This is a genomic window from Streptomyces sp. GESEQ-4 (assembly GCF_017948455.1).
GTDB lineage: Bacteria > Actinomycetota > Actinomycetes > Streptomycetales > Streptomycetaceae > Streptomyces.
The window spans coordinates 268,192-281,488 of sequence record NZ_JAFFSU010000004.1; the positions used below are offsets into that span (position 1 = coordinate 268,192).

A 13,297-nucleotide genomic window follows, 5' to 3' on the forward strand; every position below is an offset into this window, starting at 1 on the left:
CATAGTGCTCGACGTCAACTTCTTCGACGAGCTCCGGATCGGCCTGGCCACCGCTGACGACATCCGTCAGTGGAGCCACGGCGAGGTCAAGAAGCCCGAGACGATCAACTACCGCACCCTCAAGCCCGAAAAGGACGGACTCTTCTGCGAGAAGATCTTCGGTCCGACCCGGGACTGGGAGTGCTACTGCGGCAAGTACAAGCGTGTCCGGTTCAAGGGCATCATCTGTGAGCGCTGCGGCGTCGAGGTGACTCGCGCCAAGGTGCGCCGTGAGCGGATGGGCCACATCGAACTGGCCGCCCCCGTCACGCACATCTGGTACTTCAAGGGTGTCCCGTCGCGCCTCGGCTACCTGCTGGACCTGGCGCCCAAGGACCTCGAGAAGGTCATCTACTTCGCGGCGTACATGATCACGTACGTCGACGAGGAGCGCCGTACCCGCGACCTGCCCTCCCTGGAGGCGCACGTCTCCGTGGAGCGGCAGCAGATCGAGAACCGTCGCGACTCCGACCTGGAGGCCCGCGCCAAGAAGCTCGAGACCGACCTGGCCGAGCTCGAGGCCGAGGGCGCCAAGGCCGACGTGCGCCGCAAGGTGCGCGAAGGTGCCGAGCGGGAGATGAAGCAGCTGCGTGACCGTGCGCAGCGCGAGATCGACCGGCTCGACGAGGTGTGGACCCGCTTCAAGAACCTCAAGGTCCAGGACCTCGAGGGCGACGAGCTGCTCTACCGCGAGCTGCGTGACCGCTTCGGCACGTACTTCGACGGTTCGATGGGTGCCGCGGCGCTGCAGAAGCGCCTGGAGTCCTTCGACCTCGACGAGGAGGCCGAGCGCCTCCGCGAGATCATCCGTACCGGCAAGGGCCAGAAGAAGACCCGTGCGCTGAAGCGGCTGAAGGTCGTGTCTGCCTTCCTGCAGACCTCCAACAGCCCCAAGGGCATGGTCCTCGACTGCGTCCCGGTCATCCCGCCGGACCTTCGCCCGATGGTGCAGCTGGACGGTGGCCGCTTCGCGACCTCCGACCTGAACGACCTGTACCGCCGTGTGATCAACCGCAACAACCGTCTGAAGAGGCTCCTCGACCTCGGCGCGCCCGAGATCATCGTCAACAACGAGAAGCGCATGCTTCAGGAGGCTGTTGACGCCCTCTTCGACAACGGTCGTCGTGGTCGCCCGGTCACCGGTCCCGGTAACCGTCCCCTGAAGTCCCTCAGCGACATGCTGAAGGGCAAGCAGGGCCGCTTCCGTCAGAACCTGCTCGGTAAGCGTGTGGACTACTCCGCGCGTTCCGTGATCGTCGTCGGTCCGCAGCTGAAGCTGCACCAGTGCGGTCTGCCGAAGGCGATGGCGCTGGAGCTCTTCAAGCCGTTCGTGATGAAGCGGCTCGTGGACCTCAACCACGCGCAGAACATCAAGAGCGCCAAGCGCATGGTGGAGCGCGGCCGCACGGTCGTGTACGACGTCCTCGAAGAGGTCATCGCCGAGCACCCGGTTCTGCTGAACCGTGCTCCCACCCTGCACCGCCTCGGCATCCAGGCCTTCGAACCGCAGCTGGTCGAGGGCAAGGCCATCCAGATCCACCCGCTCGTCTGCACCGCGTTCAACGCGGACTTCGACGGCGACCAGATGGCCGTACACCTGCCGCTCTCCGCGGAGGCGCAGGCCGAGGCGCGCATCCTGATGCTGTCCTCGAACAACATCCTCAAGCCCGCCGACGGCCGTCCGGTGACGATGCCGACCCAGGACATGGTCCTCGGTCTGTTCTTCCTCACCACCGACGGCGAGATGCGGGACGTCAAGGGCGAGGGCCGGTCCTTCGGCTCCGCGGCCGAGGCGATCATGGCGTTCGACGCCGGCGAGCTCTCGCTGCAGTCGCGCGTGGACATCCGCTTCCCGGTGGGCACCATCCCGCCGCGCGGCTGGACCCCGCCGGCGCAGGAAGACGGCGACCCGGAGTGGCAGCAGGGTGACAGCTTCCGGCTGAACACCACGCTGGGCCGCGCGCTCTTCAACGAGCTGCTGCCCGAGGACTACCCGTTCGTCGACTACGAGGTCGGCAAGAAGCAGCTCTCCGAGATCGTCAACGACCTCGCCGAGCGCTACCCCAAGGTCATCGTGGCGGCGACGCTCGACAACCTGAAGGCGGCCGGCTTCTACTGGGCGACCCGTTCCGGCGTCACCGTGGCCATCTCCGACGTCGTCGTTCCCGAGGCGAAGAAGGAGATCGTCAAGGGTTACGAGGCGCAGGACGAGAAGGTCCAGAAGCAGTACGAGCGCGGTCTGATCACCAAGGACGAGCGCACCCAGGAACTCATCGCGATCTGGACCAAGGCGACCAACGAGGTTGCCGAGGCCATGAACGAGAACTTCCCGAAGACCAACCCGATCTTCATGATGGTGAACTCGGGTGCACGAGGCAACATGATGCAGATGCGTCAGATCGCCGGTATGCGTGGTCTGGTGTCGAACGCCAAGAACGAGACGATTCCGCGTCCGATCAAGGCCTCGTTCCGTGAGGGTCTGTCGGTGCTGGAGTACTTCATCTCCACGCACGGTGCCCGTAAGGGTCTCGCCGACACCGCCCTGCGTACCGCCGACTCGGGTTACCTGACCCGTCGTCTGGTGGACGTCTCGCAGGACGTGATCATCCGCGAGGAGGACTGCGGTACCGAGCGCGGTCTGAAGCTGAAGATCGCCGAGCGCGGCGCCGATGGCTCGCTCCGCAAGACCGATGACGTCGAGACCAGCGTCTACGCCCGCATGCTCGCCGAGGACGTCGTCGTCGACGGCAAGGTGATCGCGCCGGCCAACGTGGACCTCGGCGACGTGCTCATCGACCAGCTGGTGCACCACGGCATCGAGCAGGTGAAGACCCGTTCGATCCTGACCTGCGAGTCCCAGGTCGGCACCTGCGCCATGTGCTACGGCCGCTCGCTGGCCACCGGCAAGCTGGTCGACATCGGTGAGGCGGTCGGCATCATCGCCGCCCAGTCCATCGGTGAGCCCGGCACCCAGCTGACGATGCGTACCTTCCACACCGGTGGTGTGGCCGGTGACGACATCACCCAGGGTCTGCCGCGTGTCGTCGAGCTCTTCGAGGCCCGTACCCCGAAGGGTGTCGCCCCGATCTCCGAGGCCCAGGGCCGCGTGCGGATCGAGGAGACCGAGAAGACCAAGAAGATCGTCATCACCCCGGACGACGGCAGCGACGAGACGGCGTTCCCGATCTCGAAGCGTGCCCGGCTCCTGGTCAGCGAGGGCGAGCACGTCGAGGTGGGCCAGAAGCTCACCGTGGGTGCCACCAACCCGCACGACGTGCTGCGCATTCTGGGCCAGCGTGCCGTCCAGGTCCACCTGGTCGGCGAGGTCCAGAAGGTCTACAACTCGCAGGGTGTGTCGATCCACGACAAGCACATCGAGATCATCATCCGGCAGATGCTCCGCCGGGTGACGATCATCGAGTCCGGCGACGCCGAGCTGCTGCCCGGCGAGCTGGTCGAGCGCACGAAGTTCGAGACCGAGAACCGTCGTGTGGTCCAGGAGGGCGGTCACCCGGCCTCCGGTCGTCCGCAGCTGATGGGTATCACCAAGGCCTCGCTGGCGACGGAATCCTGGCTGTCGGCCGCCTCCTTCCAGGAGACGACCCGAGTCCTGACGGACGCGGCGATCAACGCCAAGTCCGACAGCCTCATCGGCCTCAAGGAGAACGTCATCATCGGTAAGCTCATCCCGGCCGGTACGGGCCTGTCCCGCTACCGCAACATCCGGGTCGAGCCGACCGAGGAAGCCAAGGCCGCGATGTACTCGGCCGTCGGCTACGACGACATCGACTACTCGCCGTTCGGCACGGGCTCCGGCCAGGCCGTTCCGCTGGAGGACTACGACTACGGTCCGTACAACCAGTAAGCGAGTCGCTTGAACTGAAGGGCGGCCACCTCTCGGGGGTGGCCGCCCTTCGGCGTCTCAGGGGACTCTCCGGGTTTTCTCCGGGGCGTCCCTGGTGCCGGAGATGCCGGTTTCAGAGCATGATGGAGGCACTCCGACCGATACGGGGGGTGGTGCTCCGTGACGCACCCGTCGTGGCAGCCGTGGCAGGGCAACGGCACGCCGCAGCCGTGGCAGGGAAGCGGGAGTCCTGCCCCGCAGCGGTGGCAGGGGGGCGGTGTCCCGCAGCCATGGGCCGGCCAGGGCAGCCCGTCCCCGTCCATGCTCGCCTCGCACGCCGACCGTGAGCGTGCCGTGGACGTGCTCAGAGCGGGGTTCGGCGAGGGGCGGCTGGAACAGGGGGAGTTCGAGAAGCGGGTCGGGCGGGCCTACGCGGCCCGTACGGTGGGTGAGCTGGCGCTGCTGGTCGCCGACCTGCCGCAGGGGCCCGTACCGCACCCTGCGCCCGTCATGCACGTGCCGGGGACCTTTCTGCCGGCCCGGCCGCAGACGAACGGCAAGGCGGTCGGTTCCGCGGTGTGCGGTGCGGTGTGTCTGCTGACGTTCGGGCTGGCCGGCGTCCCCGCGGTGGTCCTGGGCCACGCGGCCCGTGCCGAGATCCGCCGGACCGGGGAGGCGGGCGACGCGCTCGCGCTCACGGGGCTGGTGATCGGCTGGCTGTCCACGGTGGGATGGGCGATCATACTGACCGCGATGATCGTGGCAGCGGCCGCGTCCGCGTGACGCGCCCGGATCGTCGATTCGAAGATCATCAGCCGCACAGGGGCTTGACATGCTCCGTGCCGCGATCCGGCCGAGGCCCATTTGTTTTGACCGCAGCGAATGAGGTAGGTACGCTCAGACCTTGTGCCTGGGGTGTGCCCTGGCTCTCGTGCGTGCCTTCAACCGCACTGGGGTCCGAGAGTGGCCACCGTAATCTGCGCCTCTTTCTGCCTAACGGCGGGAGTCTGCGGGTTCGACACACCCGACCGCGTGGGTCGGCGACGTTCCAGGTTAGCTTCACCATTCGGCACACAGAAACCGGAGAAGTAGTGCCTACGATCCAGCAGCTGGTCCGCAAGGGCCGGCAGGACAAGGTCGAGAAGAACAAGACGCCCGCACTCGAGGGTTCCCCTCAGCGCCGCGGCGTCTGCACGCGTGTGTTCACGACCACCCCGAAGAAGCCGAACTCGGCCCTGCGTAAGGTCGCGCGTGTGCGTCTGACCAGCGGGATCGAAGTCACCGCTTACATTCCGGGTGAGGGACACAACCTGCAGGAGCACTCCATCGTGCTCGTGCGTGGCGGCCGTGTGAAGGACCTGCCGGGTGTTCGCTACAAGATCATCCGTGGCTCCCTCGACACCCAGGGTGTCAAGAACCGCAAGCAGGCCCGCAGCCGCTACGGCGCCAAGAAGGAGAAGTAAGAATGCCTCGTAAGGGCCCCGCCCCGAAGCGCCCGGTCATCATCGACCCGGTCTACGGTTCTCCTCTGGTCACCTCCCTCATCAACAAGGTGCTGCTGAACGGCAAGCGCTCCACCGCCGAGCGCATCGTGTACGGCGCCATGGAGGGTCTGCGTGAGAAGACGGGCAACGACCCGATCATCACGCTGAAGCGCGCGCTGGAGAACATCAAGCCGACCCTCGAGGTCAAGTCCCGCCGTGTCGGTGGCGCCACCTACCAGGTTCCGATCGAGGTCAAGCCCGGTCGTGCCAACACCCTGGCGCTGCGCTGGCTGGTCGGTTACTCCCGCGCCCGTCGCGAGAAGACCATGACCGAGCGTCTGCTCAACGAGCTTCTCGACGCTTCGAACGGCCTTGGTGCGGCCGTCAAGAAGCGCGAGGACACGCACAAGATGGCCGAGTCCAACAAGGCCTTCGCGCACTACCGCTGGTAGTCGCTACCCCATCGAGAGAACCGAGAGAAGACGAAAGCCTTATGGCTACCACTTCGCTTGACCTGGCCAAGGTGCGCAATATCGGCATCATGGCCCACATCGACGCGGGCAAGACGACCACCACCGAGCGGATCCTGTTCTACACCGGCGTTTCGTACAAGATCGGTGAGGTCCACGACGGCGCCGCCACGATGGACTGGATGGAGCAGGAGCAGGAGCGTGGCATCACGATCACCTCTGCTGCCACCACCTGTCACTGGCCGCTGGAAGACGTCGACCACACCATCAACATCATCGACACCCCGGGCCACGTGGACTTCACCGTCGAGGTGGAGCGTTCGCTGCGTGTGCTCGACGGTGCGGTGACGGTGTTCGACGGCGTCGCCGGCGTTGAGCCCCAGTCCGAGACGGTGTGGCGTCAGGCGGACCGCTACGGCGTTCCGCGCATCTGCTTCGTGAACAAGCTCGACCGCACGGGCGCCGAGTTCCACCGCTGCGTGGACATGATCTCGGACCGTCTGGGCGCGCAGCCGATCGTCATGCAGCTCCCGATCGGTGCCGAGGCCGACTTCAAGGGCGTCGTCGACCTGGTCACCATGAAGGCGTTCGTGTGGTCCGCCGAGGCCACCAAGGGCGAGATGTACGACGTCGTCGACATCCCGGACACGCACACCGAGGCTGCCGAGGAGTACCGCGGCAAGCTGCTGGAGGCCGTGGCCGAGAACGACGAAGAGATCATGGAGCTGTACCTGGAGGGCGAGGAGCCTTCCGCGGAGCAGTTGTACGCCGCGATCCGTCGCATCACCATCGCGTCCGGCAAGTCCAGCGACACCACGGTCACCCCGGTGTTCTGCGGTACCGCGTTCAAGAACAAGGGCGTTCAGCCCCTGCTCGACGCGGTCGTGCGCTACCTCCCCTCGCCGCTCGACGTCGAGGCCATCGAAGGCCACGACGTCAAGGACCCGGAGCTGGTCATCCGGCGCAAGCCGTCGGACGACGAGCCGCTGTCGGCGCTGGCGTTCAAGATCATGAGCGACCCGCACCTCGGCAAGCTCACCTTCGTCCGGGTCTACTCGGGCCGCCTGGAGTCCGGCACCGCCGTGCTGAACTCCGTCAAGGGCAGGAAGGAGCGCATCGGCAAGATCTACCGCATGCACGCGAACAAGCGTGAGGAGATCGAGTCGGTGGGCGCCGGTGACATCGTCGCCGTCATGGGCCTGAAGCAGACCACCACCGGTGAGACGCTGGCCGACGACAAGAACCCGGTGATCCTGGAGTCCATGGACTTCCCGGCGCCGGTCATCCAGGTCGCCATCGAGCCCAAGTCGAAGGGCGACCAGGAGAAGCTGGGCGTCGCGATCCAGCGCCTGGCCGAGGAGGACCCGTCCTTCCAGGTCCACTCGGACGAGGAGACCGGCCAGACCATCATCGGCGGTATGGGCGAGCTGCACCTCGAGGTGCTGGTCGACCGTATGCGCCGTGAGTTCAAGGTCGAGGCCAACGTCGGTAAGCCGCAGGTCGCGTACCGTGAGACGATCCGCAAGGCCGTCGAGCGCGTGGACTACACCCACAAGAAGCAGACCGGTGGTACCGGTCAGTTCGCCAAGGTGCAGATCGCGATCGAGCCCATCGAGGGTGGCGACGCCTCTTACGAGTTCGTGAACAAGGTGACCGGTGGTCGTATCCCGAAGGAGTACATCCCTTCGGTCGACGCCGGTGCGCAGGAGGCCATGCAGTTCGGCATCCTCGCCGGGTACGAGATGACGGGCGTGCGCGTCACGCTCCTCGACGGTGCCTACCACGAGGTCGACTCCTCCGAGCTCGCGTTCAAGATCGCCGGTTCGCAGGCCTTCAAGGAGGCCGCGCGCAAGGCCAGCCCCGTGCTGCTCGAGCCGATGATGGCCGTCGAGGTCACCACGCCCGAGGACTACATGGGTGAGGTCATCGGTGACATCAACTCCCGCCGTGGTCAGATCCAGGCCATGGAGGAGCGGGCCGGTGCCCGCGTCGTGAAGGGTCTCGTGCCCCTCTCGGAGATGTTCGGCTACGTCGGAGACCTCCGCAGCAAGACATCGGGTCGCGCAAGCTACTCGATGCAGTTCGACTCCTACGCCGAGGTTCCGCGGAACGTCGCCGAGGAGATCATCGCGAAGGCCAAGGGCGAGTAACGCACTCCGTTCACACGCTTTAGGCTTGACTCCGGAGCCTCAGGGGGCATTCCGCCACAATCATGGTGGGAATGCCCCGGGCCCGGGCTTTCCAGCAAAGATCACCTGGCGCCGATGAAGCAAGGCGTTCAGAACCACTCCACAGGAGGACCCCAGTGGCGAAGGCGAAGTTCGAGCGGACTAAGCCGCACGTCAACATCGGCACCATCGGTCACATCGACCACGGTAAGACGACCCTCACGGCCGCCATTACCAAGGTGCTGCACGACGCGTACCCGGACCTGAACGAGGCCTCGGCCTTCGACCAGATCGACAAGGCTCCTGAGGAGCGCCAGCGCGGTATCACCATCTCCATCGCGCACGTCGAGTACCAGACGGAGACGCGTCACTACGCCCACGTCGACTGCCCCGGTCACGCGGACTACATCAAGAACATGATCACCGGTGCTGCCCAGATGGACGGCGCCATCCTCGTGGTCGCCGCCACCGACGGCCCGATGCCGCAGACCAAGGAGCACGTGCTCCTGGCCCGCCAGGTCGGCGTTCCGTACATCGTCGTCGCGCTGAACAAGGCCGACATGGTGGACGACGAGGAGATCCTGGAGCTCGTCGAGCTCGAGGTTCGTGAGCTGCTCTCCGAGTACGAGTTCCCGGGCGACGACCTGCCGGTCGTCAAGGTCTCGGCGCTCAAGGCCCTTGAGGGCGACAAGGAGTGGGGTCAGTCCGTCCTCGACCTGATGAAGGCCGTCGACGAGTCGATCCCGCAGCCCGAGCGTGACGTCGACAAGCCGTTCCTGATGCCGATCGAGGACGTCTTCACGATCACCGGTCGCGGTACGGTCGTCACCGGCCGTATCGAGCGCGGTGTCCTCAAGGTCAACGAGACCGTTGACATCGTGGGCATCAAGCAGGAGAAGACCACCACCACGGTCACCGGCATCGAGATGTTCCGCAAGCTGCTCGACGAGGGCCAGGCCGGTGAGAACGTCGGTCTGCTGCTTCGTGGCATCAAGCGCGAGGACGTCGAGCGCGGCCAGGTCATCATCAAGCCGGGCTCGGTCACCCCGCACACCGAGTTCGAGGCGCAGGCCTACATCCTGTCCAAGGACGAGGGTGGCCGCCACACGCCGTTCTTCAACAACTACCGCCCGCAGTTCTACTTCCGTACGACGGACGTGACCGGCGTGGTGACCCTCCCCGAGGGCACCGAGATGGTCATGCCGGGTGACAACACCGAGATGAAGGTGGAGCTCATCCAGCCCGTCGCCATGGAGGAGGGCCTGAAGTTCGCCATCCGTGAGGGTGGCCGGACCGTGGGCGCCGGCCAGGTCACCAAGATCAACAAGTGACCTGACCCGGTAGATCCCTGAAGGGGCCCGTACGACTTCGGTCGTGCGGGCCCTTTCGCTGTGCCCTCGATGCGCTCTGTTCGAACGATTCCGATGGTTGTGCTGAGGCCAGGTGAAATCTGGTCGAACGTCGTGCGGCGGATTGGCGAGAGTTCCGGCAATTTCGAAACGCCCGCGCGAGGAATGTTCTTTTCTGTCCCGGTGGGGCGGAACGTACAGCCGTAGCGTGAACGGTCGTCCGTGGCCGTCGGGTCCGGAGCAACTACCGAGGATGGCAAGGTCTTTGATGCAGGGTGTGCGCAGCCGCTTGTCGGTACCGATGCCGGCCGTGGTGGCCGAGCGTCCACCACAACTGACCCCCGCGCCGAGCCCGGACCGGCCCGTCCGCGTCGCCCGGCAGCGCCCCAGGCTCTACGTCCTCGACGGCATCCGCCTCCTCGCCGCCCTGATGGTGGTCCTGCACCACTTCGTCGGCACGAGCCGGGTCGACCGGCCGGGCAACGTGATCTGGGACCGCCCGGTCTCGGAGATCATGCCGACGGTGTTCCGCGTCTCGTCCTTCGGCTGGATCGGCGTCGAGATCTTCTTTGTGATCAGCGGCTTCGTGATCTGCATGTCCTGCTGGGGCCGTACGCCCAAGGACTTCTTCGTGTCGCGGGTGATCCGCCTCTACCCGGCCTACTGGTTCGCGGTCTTCTTCACGACCGCCGTGCTGGTGCTCATGCCCGGGGTGTGGGAGCGGCTGTCGATGCGGAAGGTGCTCTTCAACCTGACGATGCTGCAAGCGGGTTCGGGCGTGCCGCACGTCGACGGCGTGTACTGGACCCTCTGGTCGGAGCTGCGGTTCTACCTGCTGTTCCTCATCGTCGTCGCCATGGGCCTGACCTACCGCAGGGTCATCATCTTCTGCTGTGTCTGGGGCGCGGCCGCGATGCTCGCCCCGATCTCCAAGTTCCCGCTCATGGTCCTCGTCGCCGACCCGAGCGCCGCCTGGTACTTCATCGCCGGCCTCGCCCTCTACCTCATGCACCGATTCGGCCAGGACCTGCTCCTGTGGGGCATCCTCGCGATGGCCTGGCTCATGGGCCAGTTGGAGCTGGGGGAGCGGGTCGCGCACGAGGGCGTCAGCAGCTGGCGCGGCGCGGTGGTCATCTTCACCGCCTTCATGCTGTTCATGGTCGCCATCGCCCTCGGCTACACCGACCGCATCCAGTGGAAGTGGCTGGTGACGGCGGGCTGCCTGACCTATCCGCTCTACCTCCTGCACTACGTCGCCGGTACGGTCCTCATCAGCCGCCTGCACGACACGATGGACCCGCGCCTGCTGGTCGCCTCCCTCATCGCCGGCTTCATGGTGCTCAGCTGGCTCGTGCACCGGCTCGTGGAACGTCCGGCGGCACGGGCACTGAAGAAGGGGCTGGACTCGTCCTTCGTACGGCTGCGGGGCTTCCAGCGCGCGGCCTGAGGCTTCGGATCTGCCGCCCTGTGTTTGACCTGCGTCACGCTCGGGGTATTGTCTCCGGCTCGATTGGCCAGCGACCTGCCCCATATGGCAGACTGTCCGAGTTGCTCGGTCGAGTGTTGATGCTGCGCGCCTCCCGCCGGGAGGACCGGAAGCGAGTCCCACAGTACTCGTCGCCCTAACTGCCTCACGGCAGCGCTGGGGCGGACGTACGGGAATCTTTCGGGAAGTGTCAGTGCGGCACTGGCCAGGCACCTGGTGGGCCACGCGTAAGCAAATCAGACGCTGCACCCCCGGCCGTGCTTTCCAGCAGGGAAGTCCCAGAGATGGGACATCTGTGTCAGTGAGAGTGCGACACGCCCGACCGCGTGGGTCGGAGGTGGAGTGTTCGGAACACCGGGTTCCAGAGCGTTAAACGAGAGACAGGACTACTAGTAGCCATGGCGGGACAGAAGATCCGCATCCGGCTCAAGGCCTACGACCACGAGGTCATCGATTCCTCGGCGAAGAAGATCGTCGAGACGGTGACGCGTACTGGTGCGTCGGTCGCGGGCCCGGTGCCGCTGCCCACTGAGAAGAACGTGTACTGCGTCATCAAGTCGCCGCACAAGTACAAGGACTCGCGCGAGCACTTCGAGATGCGTACCCACAAGCGCCTGATCGACATCCTCGACCCCACCCCCAAGACCGTTGACTCTCTGATGCGACTCGACCTCCCGGCCGGTGTCGACATCGAGATCAAGCTCTGAGGGTCGGTGAGCTGAGAATGACCAAGCAGATCAAGGGCATCCTGGGCGAGAAGCTCGGCATGACGCAGGTGTGGGACGAGAACAACCGTGTTGTTCCGGTCACCGTCGTCAAGGCCGGCCCGAACGTCGTGACCCAGGTCCGTACGAATGACAGTGACGGCTACGAGTCGGTCCAGATCGCCTTCGGCGAGATCGACCCGCGCAAGGTGAACAAGCCCCTCAAGGGCCACTTCGCCAAGGCCGACGTCACCCCCCGTCGCCACCTCGTCGAGATCCGTACCGCTGACGCCAGCGAGTACACCCTCGGCCAGGAGATCACCGCCGAGGTGTTCGAGGCCGGGATCAAGGTCGACGTGACCGGCAAGAGCAAGGGCAAGGGCTTCGCCGGTGTCATGAAGCGTCACAACTTCAAGGGCCTCGGCGCCGGACACGGCACCCAGCGCAAGCACCGCTCTCCCGGTTCCATCGGTGGCTGCGCCACCCCGGGCCGTGTGTTCAAGGGCCTCCGCATGGCGGGTCGTATGGGCAACGAGCGCGTCACCACCCAGAACCTGACCGTCCACGCCGTTGACGCGGAGAAGGGTCTGCTGCTCATCAAGGGCGCGGTTCCCGGTCCGAACGGCGGCCTCGTCCTGGTCCGCACCGCGGCCAAGGGGGCCTGAGGTAACCGATGAGCACTGTTGACATCCTTTCGCCCGCCGGCGAGAAGGCCGGAAGCGTCGAGCTCCCCGCGGAGATCTTCGACGTGGAGAAGATCAGCGTTCCGCTGCTTCACCAGGTCGTCGTCGCGCAGCTGGCAGCTGCCCGCCAGGGCACTCACAAGACCAAGCGCCGCGGTGAAGTCCGTGGTGGTGGCCGCAAGCCGTACCGCCAGAAGGGCACCGGTCGCGCCCGTCAGGGTTCGACGCGTGCGCCGCAGTTCGCCGGCGGTGGCGTCGTCCACGGCCCGCAGCCGCGTGACTACTCGCAGCGGACCCCGAAGAAGATGAAGGCCGCGGCCCTGCGCCACGCCCTCACCGACCGGGCCCGCAACAACCGCATCCACGTCGTCTCCGGCGTCATCGAGGGCGAGAGCCCGTCGACGAAGGCCGCGAAGACGCTCTTCGGCAAGATCAGCGAGCGCAAGAACCTGCTGCTCGTGATCGACCGTGCCGACGAGGCCGCGTGGCTGTCCGCCCGCAACCTGCCCCAGGTCCACATCCTGGAGCCGGGCCAGCTGAACACGTACGACGTTCTCGTCTCGGACGACGTGGTCTTCACCCAGGCCGCCTTCGAGTCCTTCGTGTCCGGCCCGAAGGCCAATGACACCGAAGGGAGCGAGGTCTGATGGCCATCCGTCACCCCGCCATTGCCTCCAAGGCCGCCAAGAAGGCCAAGGCCGCGCGCGTCGCCAAGGCGCGTCGCCACGCCACCGAGGGCAAGAACACCGTCGTCACCCCGGCGAGCAAGGCGTACACGGACCCCCGTGACGTCCTGCTGAAGCCGGTCGTGTCCGAGAAGAGCTACGCGCTCATCGACGAGAACAAGTACACGTTCCTGGTCGACCCGAGTGCCAACAAGACCCAGATCAAGCAGGCCGTCCAGGCGGTCTTCTCGGTCAAGGTCACCGGGGTCAACACGATCAACCGCCAGGGCAAGCGCAAGCGGACCCGCACCGGCTTCGGCCAGCGTGCGGCGACCAAGCGCGCGATCGTGACCCTCGCTGAGGGCGACCGTATCGACATCTTCGGCGGTCCGACCGCGTAAGCGG

Annotated in this window: 11 protein-coding genes; all 11 read left to right on the plus strand. The window is 66.0% G+C overall.

Annotation, left to right across the window (positions count from 1 at the left end):
- Positions 1 to 4: 4 nt before the first annotated feature.
- Positions 5 to 3,904, plus strand: a complete 3,900-nt coding sequence (locus KCH48_RS11390) for a DNA-directed RNA polymerase subunit beta' (RefSeq protein ID WP_210572705.1) — start codon at positions 5 to 7, stop codon at positions 3,902 to 3,904.
- 159 nt (positions 3,905 to 4,063) lie between these two features.
- Positions 4,064 to 4,666, plus strand: coding sequence for a DUF1707 and DUF4190 domain-containing protein (locus KCH48_RS11395; RefSeq protein ID WP_374104670.1), 603 nt, complete (start codon positions 4,064 to 4,066; stop codon positions 4,664 to 4,666).
- A gap of 308 nt (positions 4,667 to 4,974) precedes the next feature.
- A complete protein-coding gene (gene rpsL / locus KCH48_RS11400; protein ID WP_003948652.1) occupies positions 4,975 to 5,346 on the plus strand; it encodes a 30S ribosomal protein S12 in 372 nt (123 codons plus the stop codon).
- A gap of 2 nt (positions 5,347 to 5,348) precedes the next feature.
- Positions 5,349 to 5,819, plus strand: a complete 471-nt coding sequence (gene rpsG / locus KCH48_RS11405) for a 30S ribosomal protein S7 (protein ID WP_003992340.1) — start codon at positions 5,349 to 5,351, stop codon at positions 5,817 to 5,819.
- 41 nt (positions 5,820 to 5,860) lie between these two features.
- Entirely contained in the window at positions 5,861 to 7,987 is a 2,127-nt protein-coding gene (gene fusA, locus KCH48_RS11410; protein WP_210572707.1) for an elongation factor G, read from the plus strand.
- Positions 7,988 to 8,142: 155 nt separating this feature from the next.
- Positions 8,143 to 9,336 (plus strand): elongation factor Tu, encoded by a 1,194-nt coding sequence (gene tuf / locus KCH48_RS11415; protein ID WP_151482642.1) that lies wholly within the window; start codon positions 8,143 to 8,145, stop codon positions 9,334 to 9,336.
- Between the two features lie 319 nt (positions 9,337 to 9,655).
- Positions 9,656 to 10,801 carry an acyltransferase family protein gene (locus tag KCH48_RS11420; protein ID WP_374104672.1) on the plus strand — a complete coding sequence of 382 codons (1,146 nt, stop codon included), beginning with the start codon at positions 9,656 to 9,658 and terminating at the stop codon, positions 10,799 to 10,801.
- 437 nt (positions 10,802 to 11,238) lie between these two features.
- Entirely contained in the window at positions 11,239 to 11,547 is a 309-nt protein-coding gene (rpsJ, locus tag KCH48_RS11425; protein ID WP_003948644.1) for a 30S ribosomal protein S10, read from the plus strand.
- Positions 11,548 to 11,564: 17 nt separating this feature from the next.
- Positions 11,565 to 12,209: a 50S ribosomal protein L3 gene (gene rplC / locus KCH48_RS11430; RefSeq protein WP_210572712.1), complete on the plus strand. Its 645-nt coding sequence runs from the start codon at positions 11,565 to 11,567 to the stop codon at positions 12,207 to 12,209.
- A gap of 8 nt (positions 12,210 to 12,217) precedes the next feature.
- Positions 12,218 to 12,874, plus strand: coding sequence for a 50S ribosomal protein L4 (gene rplD / locus KCH48_RS11435; RefSeq protein ID WP_210572714.1), 657 nt, complete (start codon positions 12,218 to 12,220; stop codon positions 12,872 to 12,874).
- Positions 12,874 to 13,293, plus strand: a complete 420-nt coding sequence (gene rplW / locus KCH48_RS11440; RefSeq protein ID WP_210572716.1) for a 50S ribosomal protein L23 — start codon at positions 12,874 to 12,876, stop codon at positions 13,291 to 13,293. The genes rplD and rplW overlap by 1 nt, the downstream gene beginning before the upstream one ends.
- Positions 13,294 to 13,297 lie beyond the last annotated feature (4 nt).

Bases quoted from the DNA above. Each gene is read 5' to 3' on its own strand.
- rpsG (WP_003992340.1), top strand. From the start codon at position 5,349: ATGCCTCGTAAGGGCCCCGCCCCGAAGCGCCCGGTCATCATCGACCCG.
- fusA (WP_210572707.1), top strand. From the start codon at position 5,861: ATGGCTACCACTTCGCTTGACCTGGCCAAGGTGCGCAATATCGGCATC.
- KCH48_RS11420 (WP_374104672.1), top strand. From the start codon at position 9,656: ATGCCGGCCGTGGTGGCCGAGCGTCCACCACAACTGACCCCCGCGCCG.
- rpsJ (WP_003948644.1), top strand. From the start codon at position 11,239: ATGGCGGGACAGAAGATCCGCATCCGGCTCAAGGCCTACGACCACGAG.
- rplC (WP_210572712.1), top strand. From the start codon at position 11,565: ATGACCAAGCAGATCAAGGGCATCCTGGGCGAGAAGCTCGGCATGACG.
- rplD (WP_210572714.1), top strand. From the start codon at position 12,218: ATGAGCACTGTTGACATCCTTTCGCCCGCCGGCGAGAAGGCCGGAAGC.
- rplW (WP_210572716.1), top strand. From the start codon at position 12,874: ATGGCCATCCGTCACCCCGCCATTGCCTCCAAGGCCGCCAAGAAGGCC.